The organism is Brevibacterium paucivorans, assembly GCF_016907735.1.
Taxonomy (GTDB): Bacteria; Actinomycetota; Actinomycetes; order Actinomycetales; family Brevibacteriaceae; genus Brevibacterium; species Brevibacterium paucivorans.
Window position 1 is genome coordinate 1,286,021 of record NZ_JAFBCP010000001.1, and the last position, 18,195, is coordinate 1,304,215.

At 61.6% G+C, this 18,195-nt stretch carries 15 protein-coding genes and 3 pseudogenes; 12 read left to right on the plus strand and 6 right to left on the minus strand.

The features are described 5' to 3' along the window. Positions 1 to 35: 35 nt before the first annotated feature. From yczE to JOE56_RS06065, 5 genes and pseudogenes are all read left to right on the plus strand, one after another. A complete protein-coding gene (gene yczE, locus JOE56_RS06045; RefSeq protein WP_204515270.1) occupies positions 36 to 650 on the plus strand; it encodes a membrane protein YczE in 615 nt (204 codons plus the stop codon). 102 nt (positions 651 to 752) lie between these two features. Continuing rightward, on the plus strand, positions 753 to 1,790 hold the full coding sequence (locus tag JOE56_RS06050) for an IS481 family transposase (RefSeq protein WP_204515271.1): 1,038 nt from the start codon (positions 753 to 755) through the stop codon (positions 1,788 to 1,790). 151 nt (positions 1,791 to 1,941) lie between these two features. After that, a complete protein-coding gene (locus tag JOE56_RS06055; RefSeq protein ID WP_204515272.1) occupies positions 1,942 to 2,244 on the plus strand; it encodes a hypothetical protein in 303 nt (100 codons plus the stop codon). A 64-nt stretch (positions 2,245 to 2,308) separates the two neighbouring features. Then, positions 2,309 to 2,530, plus strand: a pseudogene (locus JOE56_RS11265) (FAD-dependent oxidoreductase); the annotation flags it as partial. A 187-nt stretch (positions 2,531 to 2,717) separates the two neighbouring features. Further along, positions 2,718 to 3,488, plus strand: a pseudogene (locus JOE56_RS06065) (IS481 family transposase); the annotation flags it as partial. Here JOE56_RS06065 and JOE56_RS11605 read toward each other — a convergent pair. After that, complete coding sequence (locus tag JOE56_RS11605; protein WP_204515273.1) at positions 3,485 to 4,207, minus strand: rhomboid family intramembrane serine protease; 723 nt, start codon at positions 4,205 to 4,207, stop codon at positions 3,485 to 3,487. The pseudogene JOE56_RS06065 and the gene JOE56_RS11605 sit on opposite strands and share 4 nt — an antisense overlap. Positions 4,208 to 4,215: 8 nt before the next feature. Further along, a complete protein-coding gene (locus JOE56_RS06075; protein ID WP_102239340.1) occupies positions 4,216 to 4,749 on the minus strand; it encodes a peptidylprolyl isomerase in 534 nt (177 codons plus the stop codon). A 230-nt stretch (positions 4,750 to 4,979) separates the two neighbouring features. On the opposite strand from JOE56_RS06075, the gene JOE56_RS06080 reads away from it, so the two are divergent. Both JOE56_RS06080 and JOE56_RS06085 read left to right on the plus strand, forming a co-directional pair. Then, entirely contained in the window at positions 4,980 to 5,858 is an 879-nt protein-coding gene (locus JOE56_RS06080; RefSeq protein ID WP_204515274.1) for a hypothetical protein, read from the plus strand. A gap of 448 nt (positions 5,859 to 6,306) precedes the next feature. Continuing rightward, entirely contained in the window at positions 6,307 to 8,184 is a 1,878-nt protein-coding gene (locus JOE56_RS06085) for an acyl-CoA dehydrogenase (protein ID WP_204515275.1), read from the plus strand. Positions 8,185 to 8,415: 231 nt separating this feature from the next. Here the strand turns inward: JOE56_RS06085 and JOE56_RS06090 are convergent, their stop codons facing one another. Continuing rightward, positions 8,416 to 9,597 (minus strand): phosphotransferase family protein, encoded by a 1,182-nt coding sequence (locus JOE56_RS06090; protein ID WP_204515276.1) that lies wholly within the window; start codon positions 9,595 to 9,597, stop codon positions 8,416 to 8,418. Next, the gene (locus tag JOE56_RS06095; protein ID WP_204515277.1) at positions 9,594 to 10,385 is read right to left on the minus strand and encodes an SDR family oxidoreductase; all 792 of its coding nucleotides are present in this window, start codon (positions 10,383 to 10,385) and stop codon (positions 9,594 to 9,596) included. The genes JOE56_RS06090 and JOE56_RS06095 overlap by 4 nt, the downstream gene beginning before the upstream one ends. A gap of 219 nt (positions 10,386 to 10,604) precedes the next feature. Here JOE56_RS06095 and JOE56_RS06100 point away from each other — a divergent pair, with 219 nt between their 5' ends. From JOE56_RS06100 to JOE56_RS11610, 5 genes are all read left to right on the plus strand, one after another. Further along, complete coding sequence (locus tag JOE56_RS06100; protein WP_204515278.1) at positions 10,605 to 11,240, plus strand: TetR/AcrR family transcriptional regulator; 636 nt, start codon at positions 10,605 to 10,607, stop codon at positions 11,238 to 11,240. A 248-nt stretch (positions 11,241 to 11,488) separates the two neighbouring features. Beyond that, the gene (locus JOE56_RS06105; protein WP_204515279.1) at positions 11,489 to 11,743 is read left to right on the plus strand and encodes a type II toxin-antitoxin system Phd/YefM family antitoxin; all 255 of its coding nucleotides are present in this window, start codon (positions 11,489 to 11,491) and stop codon (positions 11,741 to 11,743) included. 2 nt (positions 11,744 to 11,745) lie between these two features. Continuing rightward, a complete protein-coding gene (locus tag JOE56_RS06110; RefSeq protein ID WP_204515280.1) occupies positions 11,746 to 12,009 on the plus strand; it encodes a Txe/YoeB family addiction module toxin in 264 nt (87 codons plus the stop codon). 136 nt (positions 12,010 to 12,145) lie between these two features. Then, positions 12,146 to 13,003, plus strand: a complete 858-nt coding sequence (locus JOE56_RS06115; protein ID WP_239530382.1) for a crotonase/enoyl-CoA hydratase family protein — start codon at positions 12,146 to 12,148, stop codon at positions 13,001 to 13,003. A 24-nt stretch (positions 13,004 to 13,027) separates the two neighbouring features. Then, the gene (locus JOE56_RS11610) at positions 13,028 to 13,963 is read left to right on the plus strand and encodes a 3-hydroxyacyl-CoA dehydrogenase NAD-binding domain-containing protein (RefSeq protein ID WP_204515281.1); all 936 of its coding nucleotides are present in this window, start codon (positions 13,028 to 13,030) and stop codon (positions 13,961 to 13,963) included. Positions 13,964 to 13,968: 5 nt separating this feature from the next. Here JOE56_RS11610 and JOE56_RS11730 read toward each other — a convergent pair. Together JOE56_RS11730 and JOE56_RS06130 are read right to left on the minus strand one after the other, a co-directional pair. Continuing rightward, positions 13,969 to 17,251: pseudogene (locus tag JOE56_RS11730) on the minus strand (proline dehydrogenase family protein). Between the two features lie 666 nt (positions 17,252 to 17,917). Further along, complete coding sequence (locus JOE56_RS06130) at positions 17,918 to 18,079, minus strand: zinc transporter permease (protein ID WP_239530383.1); 162 nt, start codon at positions 18,077 to 18,079, stop codon at positions 17,918 to 17,920. Between the last annotated feature and the right edge of the window lie 116 nt (positions 18,080 to 18,195).

Sequence of the window (18,195 nt, forward strand, 5' to 3'; positions counted from 1 at the left end):
CCGGAAAAAACTTCAGATTGCTAGCAAGCGCACCGATGTGGGTGCGCTTGTTCGCGTTGTACGGCGGGCTGGTGTTGTACGGGCTGTCGTGCCGGTTGTTGCTGCAATCCGATCTGGGAAACATGCCGTGGGACGTTCTGCACCAGGGCATGGCGAAGCGCCTTGGAGTCAGTGTTGGGACCTGTACCATCACGGTGTCGATGCTGGTCATGTTGCTGTGGATTCCCATCCGCAAGCACCTGCGCGTGGGATTGGGGACGATTTCAAACGCCCTGCTGGTGGGGATTTTTGTTGACCTGTGGGGGCTCGTTATTCCGGTGGCGCCAAATCTGGTGTGGGCAGTGGTGCTCATGGTTGCAGGAATCGTGGTGAATGCGCTTGCCACGGCGTTGTACATTGTGCCCAACTTTGGGCCAGGGCCACGAGACGGCCTGATGACTGGCCTGGTCAGCGCCACGGGGCGGCCGGTGTTCTTGGTACGTTCCGTTATCGAGGTCTTGGTGATGGGGCTGGGGTTCCTGATGGGCGGACGGCTGTTTATTGGAACGATTCTGTACGCGTTGTTTGTTGGGCCGTTGACCCAAGTGTTCTTGCGCATGGGCGAACAGATGATTGGTCCTGCCAGCCCGTTTGACTCCGACGACGCTTAGCTAGGTGTAGTTCCTCGGGAGGTTGTGAACGGGATTTGAGGTCAGAGAAGACCCCCGGTATCGAGGTGGGTAACGACACGCACCCTGACCCGGAGGTCTTCCATGACACACCGTAACGCCCCGATGACCATCGAGGGTAGGCGCCGGCTCGTCTGTCTTGTTGTCGATCACGGCTGGCCCCAGCGACGCGTTGCTGAACGCTTCCAGGTGTCCCCGGCAACGGTGTCTCGCTGGGTGAGCCGGCATCGGGCAGGGACCGGTTTGGCTGACCGCTCGAGCCGTCCGCACTACAGCCCGAACAGGCTCAGCGCACGTACCGAGCGACGGATCATCGCGCTGCGGTTCAACCGCCGATGGGGGCCGCACCGGATCGGCTATCACCTGCGCGTGCCACGCTCGACCGTCGGGCGGGTCCTGGCCCGCTACCGGATGCCGAAGCTGGACTGTATCGATCAGGCCACCGGCCTGCCGGTCCGCCGGCCGGCACCTCACCGGTATGAGGTCGATCAGCCTGGCAAGCTGGTCCACGTCGACATCAAGAAGCTTGGCCGCATCCCTGACGGTGGCGGCTGGCGGGCTCATGGCCGCGGATCGGGCCAGGACCGGAAGGTCCAGTCCTCACGGGGCAAAGCCGCGCGTGCCGGGCAGCCTTCGTCGCGGGGGTATCGGTACCTGCATCACGCCGTCGATGACTACTCCCGGCTGGTGTACTCCGAGATCCTCAATGACGAGAAGAAACACACCGCAGCAGGCTTCTGGAAGCGGGCGAACAGGTTCTTCACCAGTATCGGTGTCGCGATCGAAGCAGTCATGACCGATAACGGGGCTTGTTACCGGTCCGGAGACTTCCAGCAAGCCCTCGGAGATGGGGTCAGGCACAAGCGGACGAGGCCTCGCCGTCCGCAGACGAATGGGAAAGTCGAGCGGTTCAACCGGACGCTGATGAACGAATGGGCCTACGCGAGACCGTATGCCAGTGAGAGTGCTCGCGAGGATTCGTACGCAGCGTTCTTACATGACTACAATCACCACCGAGCCCACACCGCCATCGGGGGACTCTCACCAGCCGACCGCGTTCACCCTCGCCGATCGAAGCATCGTCCTCGAGGACGGCCGGGTCGGGGCGTTCGGGGATCATGATTCACTCATGCGCGAGAACGATCTCTACCGTCGGCTGGTGAGCGAGTCGACCGACGCCGGCGCTGATCGATGAAGCGATCCGCCCGGTTGAGTTCGCCCACTGTTCACTCTCGCGGCGGTGCTGCCCGCAAAGCCCGGGTGTAATCTGACCGTGACGGAAATTGCAGGTATCGCCCGGTTCGGGCATGTGATCCCGGCAGGCATGTACCGCTCCCCTCGCTCGAAAGGTTCGACCATGGCCAAGAGTCCCTACTCCACGAAGAACGCAGCATGGATCGTCGTTCTCATCGTCATCGGCATCGCCGTCGTCAGCATGTTCTTCGGCATCGCCGGTGAAGAGCTTTGGCGGCAGCTCCTCGGTGCCGGCATCCTCATCATCGTCGCACTCGTCGTCATCTACTTCTGGCGCCGCGACACCGGAAAGCGCTCGCGCACCGACGACACCACCGTGTGAGTTCCATCCTGCTCTGTCAGGTGCTGCGGAGGCTCGGGGGTCTAGCTGTGAATGACGGCCCGCAGTGACGTCCGCGATCGTCGTCGGCAGCGGTCCGAACGGACTCTCCGCCGCTCTCACCCTTGCCCGCAGCGGCATCGAGGTCACCGTGCTCGAGGCCGCTGCGCAACCGGGCGGGGGTGCCCGATCGGCGGAGGCAACGCTCCCCGGACTTCTCCACGATGAGTGCTCCGGCTTCCATCCGCTGGCCGTCGACAACGCCTTCAGCCGCTCCGTCGACCTCGCGGCCCACGGTCTAGCCTGGGAGTGGCCGGAGATCCAGTACGCCCACCCGCTCGACCACGGCGGGGCGTCGGCGGTGCGCGATGTCTTCGCGACCAGCCGGACCCTGTTCGATGACGGCAGCGCGTGGGCCCGGGTGTTCGGAACCGCAGCCGGCGATTTCCGCGGCCTCACCGACGACCTACTCCGCCCGATGCTCCGCATGCCGGGGAACCCGGCGAGCCTCGCTCGGCTATCACCTGCGCGTGCCACGCTCGACCGTCGGGCGGGTCCTGGCCCGCTACCGGATGCCGAAGCTGGACTGTATCGATCAGGCCACCGGCCTGCCGGTCCGCCGGCCGGCACCTCACCGGTATGAGGTCGATCAGCCTGGCAAGCTGGTCCACGTCGACATCAAGAAGCTTGGCCGCATCCCTGACGGTGGCGGCTGGCGGGCTCATGGCCGCGGATCGGGCCAGGACCGGAAGGTCCAGTCCTCACGGGGCAAAGCCGCGCGTGCCGGGCAGCCTTCGTCGCGGGGGTATCGGTACCTGCATCACGCCGTCGATGACTACTCCCGGCTGGTGTACTCCGAGATCCTCAATGACGAGAAGAAACACACCGCAGCAGGCTTCTGGAAGCGGGCGAACAGGTTCTTCACCAGTATCGGTGTCGCGATCGAAGCAGTCATGACCGATAACGGGGCTTGTTACCGGTCCGGAGACTTCCAGCAAGCCCTCGGAGATGGGGTCAGGCACAAGCGGACGAGGCCTCGCCGTCCGCAGACGAATGGGAAAGTCGAGCGGTTCAACCGGACGCTGATGAACGAATGGGCCTACGCGAGACCGTATGCCAGTGAGAGTGCTCGCGAGGATTCGTACGCAGCGTTCTTACATGACTACAATCACCACCGAGCCCACACCGCCATCGGGGGACTCTCACCAGCCGACCGCGTTCACAACCTCACGGGGAAGTACAGCTAGGGGTGTTCAGGTGGCCACAGCCTCAGCGCACCCAAAACAAACCCCACGATCAGCCCACCAAGGTGAGCTTCCCACGCGATGTTGGGCTCAACGAAGAGCATGAGCGCGTTCAGCAATACGAACCCCACGACTCCGCCCCAGTTGCGGTCCAGCCGTTTGGACGGCACAAGCAACACGCCCACGAGCCCAAAAACCGCACCAGACGCACCCACGTACAACGCGAACGGGTGCGCGATTCCCGCCAGGGCAAGCAGCCACACCATGACCGAGCCGCCCACTCCAGACAACACATACGTCACGGCAAAGAACACCGAGCCCAACGTGCGCTCCAAGAACGTCCCAAACAGCAGAAGCCCCATCATGTTGAACAGCACGTGCGCGGGGCTGGGCTGAGAGTGAACCAGCATGGTGCTGACAAAACGCCACGGCTCGTCCAACGCCCACAGCGGAACAAACGCCAGCTTTTCCTGCACGTGCCACGCGGGAACGAACTGGGTCAGCCACACGGTCACTGTGACCACGGCAATGGTCACAGTGACCGGGCTGCGCCGAAGCGCCTGCACAGCGGGCGAGCGCGGGGCAGTCTGAGCCTGCCCCACCTGGGGCCAATCCCGAGGTGTCCGCCCACTTCCGGCCGCACCCACCTCGGGAGAATTCTGCGAAAACGAAGACCGCCCACCATTGGTGGGCGGCTCGTTGTGATCAGGATGATCGGTCACGGTCGGTTTTACTTGATGATTTCAACCGACTCGATGACGACTGGTTCCTGTGGGCGGTCCATTGCGCCGGTGGGGGTTGCTTCGATGTCAGCGACGACCTTGGCGGATTCTTCGTCAGCAACCTCGCCGAAGATGGTGTGCTTGCCGTTGAGCCATTCGGTCGCAACGGTGGTGATGAAGAACTGTGAACCGTTGGTGCCCTTGCCGCCGCGAGTTCCAGCGTTGGCCATTGCCAGCAGGCCAGGCTTGGTGAACTGAAGTTCAGGGTGGATTTCGTCGTCGAACATGTATCCGGGGCCACCGGTTCCCTGACCCAGTGGGCAACCGCCTTGGATCATGAACTGCTTGATGATGCGGTGGAAGCCCAGGCCGTCGTAGTAACGGGTGGGGTTGGTGCGGCCCGCGTCGTCCTTGTATTCGCGGGTGCCTTCGGCCAGTTCAACGAAGTTGGCCACGGTCTTTGGCGCGTGGTTTCCGAACAGGTTGAGTTTGATGTCGCCCTTGTTGGTGTGCAGGATCGCCTGCTGCGTTGCAATACTCATGGCTTCATTGTGTCATGACCAGCCTGTGACGTTGTCAAGTTTCATTCAGGGTGGTGGGTTGAGGTTTTCGCCTGGGCCGAGCTGGACTCAGCCGGGCCGAGGTGCGCCCGACGGCATGCAGTTGGCACACAGCAAAGACTCAGTCTCAGATGACTCGATCAGGTGGCACTGCACACTCAAACACGTAGGATAAAGACAACGAGTTTTTATTCTCGAGCTTGAGAGGGGCCATGTTTAAGAAATCACCGGCTAAAAAAGTAGCTAAGAAGTCGACTACAACCGCAAAATCATTCTTGGAAGAGGTTAGTGACGTGGCATCGCAGATTGGTAAGACTGTTCGAGAAGGTTCCGCACAGGCCATTGAGGCCACCGGCCCAGGCCTGGAACGTGCCAACGAATTCATTCACGACATCACCGACGCAGCTGGCCCCAAGCTGACTCAGACCAGCGACCGTCTTCACGAGGTTGCCGACCGTGTCCGTTCCCAGGCTGGCCCTCGCCTGCAGGAACTGTCCGAACAGGGTCGCGACCGCGCGGCTAAGGCAAGCGAACGCGTAACTGGTTACTCCACCAAGGCAGCTTCCGACGCAAGCAAGCGTTTCGCTGACACATCGTCGCAGGTCGCTGGCCTGTTGGCTTCCGCATCTGCTCCTAAGGGAGTAGAAGAACTCGTGGGTCGCGTGACCGGCGACAAGAACACTGTCAAGAAGGCTCAGAAGGCTGCGGCTAAGCGCGCTAAGGACCTGTCCAAGCAGGCGTCTAAGACCTCGAAAGAACTGGCCAAGTCCAACAAGAAGAGCAACGGTTGGAACTGGGTCGTGTGGGTTCTGGCACTGGGTGCCATTGGCGCGATCGGTTACTACGTGTGGAAGAAGCTCCAGCCAGTTAACGACCCATGGTCGGAACCACTGCCTGGCAACCGTCCAGCCGACGCTCGCCCGCTGGGTTCGCACGACGCTGAAGAGTCCACCGCGACCGCTCCTATCGTGTCCGAGGTGGAAGTACCTGCAGGTCACGGCGACGAAGAAGAAAAAGACGCCGAGGTGGTCGCATCCGACCTCGAAGACGTCAAGGACGCTGACGCTTCGGGTACCCCTGGCAAGCACTGAGTGTGAAGGGCTTGGGTGACTAGCCCTTAATCACTGGCCGGCCGTGTGCATGTGTTGCACACGGCCGGTTTGTTGTGTGTGCAAGTTCGGCGTGCGCTTGTCTCATCTGGCCGTTCCAGTCTTATGATCAATTCGCGTAGCGTCGTTTAGCTACACTCCAATTCAATTTTGTGCGTCGAGTGTATCTAAAAGCCCCCAAAAGAGTGATGTAGGTCACTAAATGGGGGTGTAATGAGGTCGTTTAGCTACAGTCAAACTTTTCGAGTGTAGCTAAACGGCTTTCCGGGTGAAGAGCTCCGGGCAACCTAGCCAAGCCCACACGGCGCAAAGCGAGCGAAACTACGCAATATAAAGCGCCGTCTTGCTCACTTTGCGACGTCTCGACTGGCGCCACCGCCAAAAACTGTAGGATGACCCCATACTTAACAATCGATCGCAAAGGAGCGACATGTCTAAGTCCGTCATTTTCAACGAACGCGACGCACAGTTTCTCTTGTACGAATGGCTCAAAGTCGATGAGCTCACCCAACGCCAAAGGTTCAAGGAACACTCACGTGAAACGTTCGACGGAATCCTGGACGTGGCAAAGCAGATCGCGCTGGAGCACTTCGAACCGCACTACCAGAAGCTCGACGCGAACGAACCGCGCATGAACGCGGACGGGAAAGTCGAACTCATCGACGACGTGAAGAGCGCACTCGACGCGTTTTCCGCGGCAGACCTGATGTCAGCAGCCATGGATGAAGAGGTGGGCGGGTTCCAGTTGCCCATGACCGTGACTCGCGCGGTGTACATGTGGTTCCAGGCTGCGAACGCCTCGACCTACGCCTACGCCGGGCTGACCACCGCAGCCGCCCAAACCCTCTACCAGCACGGATCGCAAGAGCTGATTGACCGGTTCGTGCCACACATGGCCTCGGGCCGCTTCTTTGGCGTGATGGCGCTGTCCGAACCAGAAGTCGGCTCGTCCCTGGGCGACCTCACCACACGTTGCGAACCGCAACCGGATGGCACGTATCGACTGTTCGGCACCAAGATGTGGATTTCGGGTGGCGACCAGGAAATCTCGGAAAACATCGTGGCCCTGGTGCTGGCCCGCCACGCAGGTGAGAACGCACAGCCCGGACCAAAGGGCTTGAGCCTGTTCGCAGTACCCAAATTCATCACTGACGACAACGGCGACCTGGGCGAACGCAACGCGATCACCCTGGTGGGGCTCAACCACAAAATGGGTAACCGCGGAACCACGAACACGCTCCTGGAGTTCGGCGACGACAAACACAGGCCGGCAAACGCGCAAGGTGAGCCCACCTCGGGCGCGGTGGGATACCTCATTGGACGCGAAGGCGAGGGCCTGGCGCTGATGTTCCACATGATGAACGAGGCGCGAGTGTTCGTGGGCGCCGCGGCGGCCTCAGTGGGGCAGCGCTCGCACCTGACTGCCGTGCGGTACGCGGGCGAGCGGCGCCAGGGTCGCCTCCCGCAAGACAAGGGGCAGGGCGGGCCCATGGTGCCCATTGTGGAGCACGCAGATGTGCGGCGAATGTTGCTGGCGTCGAAGTCCTACGCCGAGGTGTCAGTCGCGTTGGTCATGTACTGTTCCCGGTTGCAGGATGAGGCGCAGACGGCGGAGCGTGCGGAGGACCGTGAGGCGGCGGCGCTGTTGCTTGATGTGCTGACACCGGTCGCTAAGTCATTCCCGTCGCAGTACGCGGTTAAGGCGTCTGACCTGGCCATTCAGGTACATGGTGGGTACGGGTACACGCGCGATTTCCCGGTGGAGCAGTTGTATCGGGACAATCGGCTCAATCCGATTCACGAAGGCACGCACGGCATTCAGGCCAACGACTTGTTGGGGCGCAAGGTGGCCATGCGTGGCGGGGCCGGGTTGGATCTGCTGGTCAGGCGCATCGCGCAGACGTGTGAGGCCGCTGGTGGTGGGGCTGATGGCGCTGGGGCCGGTGGGGCCGGGGCCGCGGCCGCGGCTGACACTCAGGCGTGGGCTACCAAACTGCGCGGCGCGGTCGAGCGGGCAGTTCAGGTGACGCGCAAGGTCCACGGTAGGGACAGTGCCAATGCGGCATTGAAGGACGCCGCGCTGTACTTGGAGGCGATGGGGCACATCGTTGCTGCGTGGCTGTGGCTGGACATGGTGAACACGATTGACGGAGCCTCATCCACTGGAAGCGACGCCTCTTTCTACGCAGGGAAGCGGGCGGCAGCGCAGTACTTCTTCGAGTATGAACTCCCCCACGCGATGACGCTGCTCGCTGTCATGGAAAACGCCTCGGACATCTTGCTCGACGTAGATCCCAAAGGCCTGTAACGCTTAGACCTTCCAGCATGTGGCACGTTTTCATACCCACCGAAGCCCATGCACTAGAACTCGTTTAGCTACAGTCCAATTCGTGGACTGTAGCTAAACGCCCCCTTTTCACCCCAAATGTGTGACCTGTGCCACATCTTTGGGCACTTTTAGCTACAGTCGAGACTCAACATCCAACTCGACTGTAGCTAAACGAAACGGAACCAGCCCACTAAAACAAGAAGCGTCGCCTTACACCCACCCAAGCCCGCGGGCGGCGAGTTGCGGAACTCCTTGCTCCAACCTCGGCGCAAAATCATCACCGGGACGCTCGCCAGCCTTCCACCGAGTGAACATCGCCTCGAGGAACACACACGACTTGAACAGCGCCAACGCCTTATACCAGTCGATCCGAGACAGGTCAGGGGCGCTGCCTGACACCTCGGCGACCCCTGCGCTATACCGCTCCACCACCTGGTCTGGGGACAGATACCCCTCCGAGGTGGTCACGCGCGACAGCTCCATGACGGTCATCTCTCGGCCGCCAGGTTGCCCGGCCCCGGGCTCAGCGTAGGTCGCCAGGAAGTACCCCAGGTCGGCCAGCGGATCACCCAGCGTGGCCATCTCCCAGTCCAGAATCGCCATGACGTCCGGCATCCCTGACGGCCGCACCATCACATTGCCCAGCCGGTAGTCCCCGTGAACAACTGCGTGGCGCTGCGAGGTGGGGATGTCGGCGGCAAGGCGGCGGCCCAGCTCAACAACATCGGGCACCTCGCGCTTGGAGTTGACCTCCCACAGGCGCGTGAACGTGGCCACCTGACGCTCCAGGTATCCCTCCGGCTTGCCCAGGCGAGCAACATCGGGGTCCGCCACGTCCACCGAATGCAGCTTTACCAGCGAATCCACAAAAGACTCCATGACGTGCGCACGATCCGCAGGCGCGGTGACGTTCGCAGGCTCGGAGGAATCGATCACGAACCCGTCCAGGAACTCCATGATGTAGAAGTTCACGCCCAGGATCGACTCGTCTTCACCCACCGCCAAAATCTTTGGCACCGGTACGCCCTGCGCGGCGACGGCCTGCTGCACGCGCGCCTCACGCACCATGTTGTGCGTGCCCTTGGGCAGTGGCGGCCGAGGTCCGCGTCGCAACACGAACTTCTCCCCACCGCGCGACAACACGAACGTGATGTTCGACTGCCCGCCACCCACGCGCTCCCACTCGACGGGCCCTGCGCCCAGGCCGTGCTCGTCCAAGAATGCTTCGATCCGGTCCAGCACCAGCACAGGGGCCGCGGACCCGGTGGGGACGCCGTCAAAGGTGGGAACGACCTCGGCCGAGGTGGCCTCAGACTTCCCCGGGGTGTCCGCCTTGGGTGCGTGTTGGTTGGTCGTGGGCGTGTTCTGCGAGTTTGAGGTGGTGTGGCTCATGCTGTGCCTCCCGCTGCGGTGAGGCCGCCGTCGACCAGTAGCACCTGTGCGGTGATCCAGCTGGCGTTGTCGGAGACGAGGAATGCGACGGCTTGGGCGATGTCGGCGGGGACGCCCAGGCGGGCCATGGGGTAGGCGCTTGCGACTTCTTCTTCCTTGCCTTCATACAGGGCTTTTGCGAAGTCGGTTTTGACTACGGCGGGGGCGACGGCGTTGACGCGGATGTCGGGCCCGAGTTCCACGGCAAGTGTGCGGGTCAGGTGCGATACGGCGGCCTTGGTGACGCCGTAGAAACCGATCCCGGGCGGAGGTGTTTCGCCCGCGACGGACGACAGGTTCACAACCGAGCCCTTGCGTTCGCGAAACTTCAGGTCCGGGTGCTTGAGTGCTGCCTGCACCCACGCCAGTTGCGCGAGCACGTTGACTTCGAAGATTTTGCTGGCGGCGCCCAGGTCCAGGTCTTCGAGCTTGCCGTAGACCGGGTTGATGCCGGCGTTGTTGATGAGGATGTCCAGGCCGCCGAACTCTTGGGCGGCGGTGTTGAGAACGTGGGCGCGGTGTTCGGGGTCGTGGGCTTTTCCGGCGATTCCCAGGGCTGAGCCACGTGGCATTGTGCTCACTGCTGCGTCGAGGTTTTCTTGGCCGCGCGCGGTGATGATGACGCGAGCGCCTTGTGAGACCAGTTCTTGTGCGATCGCCAATCCGATTCCGCGGCTACCACCCGTGACGACCGCGACCTTGCCGGCCAGGGTGCCTGAAGTGTCTGCAGCGTTTGAAGCGTTGTCCATTGCAAATCTCCCTTGTTTTGCTGTGCCTGGCGCGGGTGCGGAAACGCCCACCCCATCTACACCGATCGATCAAACACTACACCGATCGATCGCTCGGTGTTCTTCAAATACCTATACTTTGACCATGGGGTTAACGCCTTGTCAACCGGTGATTGCCAGTCAAACGCTTGGGAACCGCCCCTCTTTTGCCGCACGGTCACACGTCTAATCGAGAAATGAATGAACAACGAAACCAGCTCAAACGAAGCCAGCTCTAGCGCAATGTGGCGCGACTACAGCGACAACCCGTGGACCCCAGTGCAGGGGGCGGCACTTAGGTGCTTTGCACGAGCTGGGTATCACGGCACCTCGATCCGCAACATCGCAACTGAAGCGAACTTGTCCGTGCCTGGGCTGTATCACCACTGGCGGTCCAAGCAGGCGATCCTGCAGGCACTCCTATCGCAGGGCATGGAGGAGCTGTGGTGGCGCACCGAGCTTGCGCGCGAAGAGGCCGGGGCCGACGATCCGCTAGCCCAGTTCACCAACGTCATGAACTGCATGCTGTGGTTCCACACTGTGCGCAAAGACGAAGCACTGGTCAACGCTTCAGAAGCCAGGTCTTTGGATGCGGAAGGTTTAGCGATGCACCGGAAGAATCGCTTGCGGCAACAGAAGCAGATCGACGACATCGTGGTGGCCGGGGCCAAGGCTGGTGTGTTCACTGCACCGTACCCGCTGGATGCGTCACGAGCCGTTGTGTCCATGTGTGTTTCGGTTGCGTCGTGGTTCCAACCGGACGGCGACCTGAGCGCAGCCCAGGTTGTGGACCGTTACACGGATCTGTGCCTGCGCACTGTGGGTGCGGTTCGGTAGGTCGGCGAGGCTCGTTGGGGCCAAGTGAGTTTCCCGACGGTTTTGTCTACAACCCAATGCGCTTTGCCCCGAGGGTTGTAGAGTAATGCACCGATTTTGGGCCAAAAACGTGAACAAAACGAACAAAAGGGGCGTTTACTCTACACGCCAGTTCGAGGTTTGTAGAGTAATGCGGCTCCGCGTCGATCGACACCCAAAAAGCTACTGTACAATTATCTGTACATCTATCTGCTTGAGGAGCCGCCAGCATGAAAACGATGAGCTACACGGAGTCCCGCGCAAACTACGCAAAAGTCCTTGACGCCGTGGTAAACGACCGCGAAGAAACGATCATCACGCGCGCGGGCCACGAACCCGTCGTGATCGTTTCTCTCACCGAGTACGAGTCGTTGCGCGAAACCGCACACCTACTTCGAACACCAGCCAACGCCCGTCGCCTGCTCGATTCAATCGAACGGCTTGAAAAGCGTGGTGGAACAAGGCATGACCTCATCGAGGACTAACCATGGCACTCCTAGTGTGGGATGAAAACGCATGGGATGACTATGTGTGGTGGCAGAAAGAAGATCGCCGGACACTCAAACGCATCAACCAGCTCATTCGCGACATCGCGCGCAACGGAAACGACGGGATCGGTAAGCCTGAAGCCCTCAAGCACAGCCTGTCAGGTTACTGGTCACGCAGGATCACCGGTGAGCACCGGCTCGTTTACAAGGTCATCAATGATGAGATTCGCATAGCAAGCTGTCGGTATCACTACGAACCCTAGCCGGGACCACACAAACTGGCCCACACCTCGGCACCAAACCCACCCCAGCACACTCTGTGAGACAGCGCACAGAAAAATAGCTCGGGGCGCAGCTCAACGCATAGGCTGGACGAAACCCGCGATCGAAGGAGATCCAATGACCCAGAACGAATCCTCGGCAACCAACCCGGCAACTAACCCAGCGACCACCTCGGCGGACGCCCCTGCGAACACCGCCCCAACCACCCCAGAAAACCAGGTGGTACTCACCGAGGTCGTTGACAACGTCCTCGTCATCACCCTCAACCGCCCCGAGGCAAAGAACGCCGTCAACCAGGACGTGGCCCAGGGTGTCGCCGCCGCGATTGACCGCTTCAACGACGATGACGCACTGGCCGTGGCCGTGATTACGGGGGCTGGTGGGACGTTCTGTTCGGGCATGGACCTCAAGGCGTTCGTGCGCGGGGAGTCCCCGTCCGTTGAGGGTCGCGGGTTTGCCGGGCTGACCGAGGCGCCCCCAGCCAAGCCGCTCATCGCAGCTGTCGAAGGGTTCGCGTTGGCGGGCGGGTTTGAGACCATGCTGGCGTGCGACCTGGTGGTGGCCGCGGATAACGCTAAGTTCGGGCTTCCCGAGGTGAAGCGCGGTCTGGTTGCTGCGGCAGGTGGCGTGTATACGCTTCCGGAACGCACGCACCGGGCGATTGCGATGGAGATGGCGCTGACCGGTGACCTCTACCCCACTGAGTTTGTGGCCGGTCACGGGCTGATCAATCGGGTCGTTCCCGCAGGTCAGGCGTTGGAAGGTGCACTTGAGTTGGCACGTACGATCGCTTCGAACGGGCCGTTGGCGGTGCGCACGTCCAAGCAGATCATCGTGGAATCCGCTGACTGGGCGCGCGACGAAAAATCGGCCAAGCAGGAACCGCTCACACGCGACGTGTTCAACTCGCACGACGCAATCGAAGGATCAAAGGCGTTCGCTGAAAAGCGTGCACCTCGCTGGACTGGTAAGTAGCCCTCCCACCCCAAAGGAGTTCTTGTGAAGAAAGTCGCTGTTGTAGGTTTCGGAGTCATCGGTCAATCGTGGGCACGTTTATTCGCCAAGAACGGACTCGACGTCACAGTGTCTGATGTTCGTGAGGACCTCGACCAGGTCATCGCCAACATCAACGCAGACCTCCCCGACGACGCGCAGCTCACAACTGCGCCCCTCGAGGAAGCCGTCAAAGACGCCGACCTGGTTCAAGAGTCCGGCCCCGAACGCGAGCAGATCAAAAAGGACCTGTACGCAACCATGACGCAGGTGGCCAAGGATTCCACGGTCTTCGCTTCTTCGTCCTCGGGCATCCCATCCTCTGTCGTGGCACAGGACCTGCCCGCTGACATGGCCGCCCGCATCCTCATTGCCCACCCCTTCAACCCACCAGAGCTCCTGCCCCTGGTCGAAATCGTGCCCAACGACCACACATCGGAAGACGTACTCAACACCGTCACCGACTTCTACACACAACTGGGCAAGGTGCCGGTCCGACTCAACCGCGAAATCCCCGGCTTCGTCATCAACCGCCTGCAGTGGGCCATCATGAAAGAAGCGTCCTACCTGGTCAAACAGGGAATCGTGAGCCCCGTCCAGCTGGACACCGCGGTGCGTAACTCGGTTGGTGCGCGCTGGGCATCCGTTGGGCCTTTTGAGGCATTCCACCAAGGCTCGGATCACGGCTTCCGCGGCCTGGTAGAACACGTCTTGTCCACATTCGACTCCTTCGAAACCGAAGCCACCACGTTCGGCGACGACTCCTACACCCCCGTCGTCGATGCCGTCGAAGAATCGTACGGCACCACCGCAACAGAAGAGTCAAAGGCAGCCCGCGACCGTCGCCTCATCGCGGTCAGCGATGCGCTGACCAGGGCCGACGGCAACAATCGCCTCGTCGCAGTCACCGAAACACAGAGCCAGGCAGAAAGCGAAAAGTAGCGCCCCTACCTCAACCGCTTCGCCAGCTCCTGGAAGTCGCGGTCCGGGTTTCCAAACCGGTGCATGGTCATCGACACGGCCTGTTCACGCACGTAGTACCGCTGCTCCACCCGGCCACTCACGGTCACCGGCTCGGTGATCAGCGTGACGTTGATGTGACGCGCCGCCGCCTCAACCAGCTCCTGTGGCACCTCGCCGATCATCCGCACCCGCACACCCATCGGGTCACTCACGGAATCCAAGCGAGAGGCAAACGTGTCAGCGTCGCTAACGTCCACCTCGGGCGCCATCAGACCCTCATCCACGCCCGCGCGAATCTTCTCAATCACGCCCTTGACCTGGGAAAACACGTCCGCGTCCACTGACCACTCGATGGGCGCACCTACCCGCGCAGCCGCGAGCGCACACCGGCGCATCTGCGCCTCCAGGCCGGCCGCCACCTCGGCCGTAGCCCCAGCCGCACCCGCGTCGCCAGGAGCCCCAGCCGCACCCACGGCCCCGGCATCCTCCGCACTCACGCGCAGGATCACTGGGCAGGGCCGGTAGCGCAGAATGTTCGCCTCGGCGTCGAAGCCGTTGGGGTCGTGCGCCACGCCAAATTCGGTGTCCCACGCCTCCCGGTCGCTCTCCAGCGCCCGGTCCAGCCACGCCGAGGTCGCCGCCGCCCGGTCTGTCCACGTACCGAACATCATGAGGTAGTTCGGGCCCCCGGCCTTGGAACCGAGCCCCACCGTGGATTTCTTCCACCCGCCAAAGGGTTGCCGCTCCACGATGGCGCCCGTGATTGACCGGTTGACGTACAGGTTGCCCGCGTCCACACGGTCCAGCCAGGTCTCGACCTCGGCGGTGTCCAGGGAATGAATACCTGCCGTGAGCCCGTATTCCACAGCGTTCTGGAGTTCGATCGCGTGGTCCAGCGAGTCGGCGCGCATGAGCCCCAGCACCGGCCCAAAGCATTCGGTGAGGTGGAAGAACGACCCCGGCTTCACTCCAGTTTTCACACCCGGCGACCACAGGCGCCCTGAGTCGTCCAACTGCCGCGGCTCAACCAACCACTCTTCACCCTCTTCAAGCTGGGTGAGCGCGCAAGAGCTTATCCGTCGCATCGACCGTGAGCGGCCCCATTTCCGCACGCAGATTCGTGGGCACGTCCACCACCAGCGACTTCGCGGCATCAACCAGCTGCTTCCGGTAGCGTTCGGACTCATACACCGACCCCACCATGATCCCCAACGAGGCCGCCGAACACTTCTGCCCCGCGTGCCCAAAAGCGGAATACACCAGGTCGGCCACGGCCAGGTCACGATCGGCAGACGGGGTGATCACAATCGCGTTCTTCCCACTGGTTTCCGCGTTGACCGGCAACCCCGGACGGAACGACTTGAACAGCAACGCCGTGTCAGACGCACCCGTCAGGATCACCCGGTCGACCGCCTCGTGCCCAATCAGTGCCCGCCCCAGGTCGCCTTCCATCGACGGCGCCAACTGGAGCGCGGACTTGGGCACGCCGGCCTCCCACAAGCATTCGGCAATCAGGGCGCCGCAACGCGCAACTGCTCCGGCTGGTTTGAGGATCGCCGAGGCGCCCACCGCCAACGCTGCCACCGCACCTCCCGTGGGGATCGCCACCGGGAAATTCCACGGCGGAGTCACGATGACGACGCGGTCGGGCTCGAAGTGGACGCCGTCGCGTTCCTGGATGCGTTCGAGTTCGCACGCCTGCCGCGCGTAGTAGCGGATGAAGTCGATCGCTTCGGAGACCTCGGGGTCCGACTGCGCCAAGGTCTTACCCGCCTCATGCGCCATGACGCTTAAGAACTGCCCACGTTTGGCGGCGAAAATGTCTGCCGCCCGATCCAAAACTTCCAACCGTTCCGTAGCGCTCATGGCGCGCCATTCGTGCTGGTCACGGGCGGTCTGGACGCACCTGTTAACGTCCTCAACCGAGGTGAACGGCTCGGCTTTCGGTTGCTTATCCAGCCAGCCTGGCGCGCTCGACTTCTCCATGAACTCCCGCACCCACGCCTGGTTGGCCGGAAGGGAAATGTCGGTGTCGGGTTCGTTGCTGAAAGTGACGGGGCTGGTCTCGCTGGACCCCGCACCTTCCTTACCCCGGTCTTGGGTGCGGTTGGGGGTGGGCGGTTCGCCTGTGGCCAGCAACTCGCCGAGGTCGTTCACGGACGCTCGGAACCTCGCCTCCTCCTTTTGGAAGGCGGGGCTGCCGTTGGCGATCTCGAAAATTGAGGCCATGAAGTTCTGTGGCGAAGTATTTTCTTCAAGCCTGCGCACCAGATAGCTCACGGCCGCGTCGAACTGGTCGGGATGGACTGCCGGCACGTAAAGGAGCAGGTCTCCAACGTCAGCCGAGATCACCTCGGCCTGCTTGGTGGCCATCCCTTGCAACATCTCAAACTCAACGCGGTCCGTGAGCCCCCGAGCCACGCTGAGCTCATGCGCGAACGCGATGTCGAACAGGTTGTGCCCGGCGACCCCTAAGCGCAGTCCGGCAGTGTTTTCCGAGGTGAGCGTCCAGTGGAGGATGCGTTTGTAGTTGGCGTCGGTGGCCTGTTTGGTGGGGTTGACGGTAAGCGGCCAGTTTGCGAGTTCCGCGTGGACGCGCTCCATGGCCAGGTTTGCGCCCTTGACGAGTCGCACTTTGATTTCCGCGCCACCAGCCTCAACACGTGAGCGCGCAAATTCGCTCAGGCGCTGGATCGCAGGCAGGGCATCCGGGAGGTATGCCTGGATGACGATCCCGGCTGACAGTTGGTGGAACTCTTCTTCCGACAGCAGCCGCATGAACACATCGATGGTGAGGTTGAGGTCGTTGTACTCCTCCATGTCGAGGTTGATGAACTTGGCGCCTCGGGCCGCCTGCTCTTCACTGCGCGCCTGCTCCATTGCTTGCCGGTACAGCGGACGCAACCGGTCCACAACGTAGGTGACCGTTTCGTCGTAGGACCACATGTTGATGCGGCTGGCCACGGACGACACCTTAATCGACACGTAGTCAACATCGTCGCGGGCTAGCAGATCGTGGGTCTGTTCCAAGTGGTTGTCGGCTTCTTCTTCACCCAGGACGGCTTCGCCCAGCAGGTTGATGTTGAGCCGGTGGCCGCCGCGTTTCAGCGTGGCCACAGTTTTGCCGAACTGTTCCGGGCGCGCATCGACCACCATGTGTCCCACCATGTTGCGCAGGCGGGCCCGTGCTGCGGGGATGACGAGGTCGGGCATTGCGGTGGCAAGTGTGGCACCTGCTTGGATCTGCGCGCGATCCGCAAGTGACATGCTCTCTGGGGTCAGGCGCGCCACTTCAGTGAGTGCGCGTGCGGCGGCTTTGGTGTCTTCGATCCGGATCACACGGTCCACAAATCCGCTGGTGAACGGCAACCCGTTGGGATCAGACAGCACGGCAGCCAGGCGTTGTTCTTGTTTGAGCGCCTGGGTGCTTGCGTGCCGAGGTGGTGAAGACTTCGCGCGCCCTGCTGACTTTGCGGTGGACAAGCGCAACCAGCGTCGCACCCGGTCAACTGCCTTGTTTGCCAACTCGGCCAGTTCGCTGTTGGCCGGGTTGACCAGATCGGTTGGGTCCGTTTGGAGGTCGCCCTGCGTGTGTGGAGCGTGATTCACAGTGCATCCTAACTGGGAAACTCACCCCGCTGAGCACAGCCAGCGAGCAGGGCCTGCTGGTGTTTAAACCAGCAGTCCTACCAGCGACTTTGCCAGCAAGAGCAAGCGTCCCGTAACTCGTTTATTCGTCTTTGAAAATCGATTGTTAGAACGTTCGCTTTTCGTTCGGTGATCCCAGGCTACCCGCCGCACGGCGCAAAACGAGCAAAACTACGCAATATATTGCGCCGTATTGATCGCTTTGCGCCGTATCGCCCAACCAAAAAGCTCAAGCCCGACACATCGCGTGCCGGGCTTGAGCTTTTATCTAAAGATCAGTGCAGATCAGTGCTCGTCGTAGTGACCTTCGTGTTCTGCGTGGCGGTGTCCGTCGTGAACGTAGTCAACGTGGTCACCGTGCTGAACGGCTTCGTGGCCACAGTTTTCGCCGTGCTTGTGGTCTTCAACGGTGTGTTCTGCCTGGTTGTGTTCGGTTCCAGCGATCATGACTGCCTCCATGTAGTCAGTTACCTAAGTCAGCTCGGGCGAGCTGTTCTCACACCTCAATTCTGACACACTTATAAGCGCATGGCAATATGTTTATACAAAATCATCGCGCACCC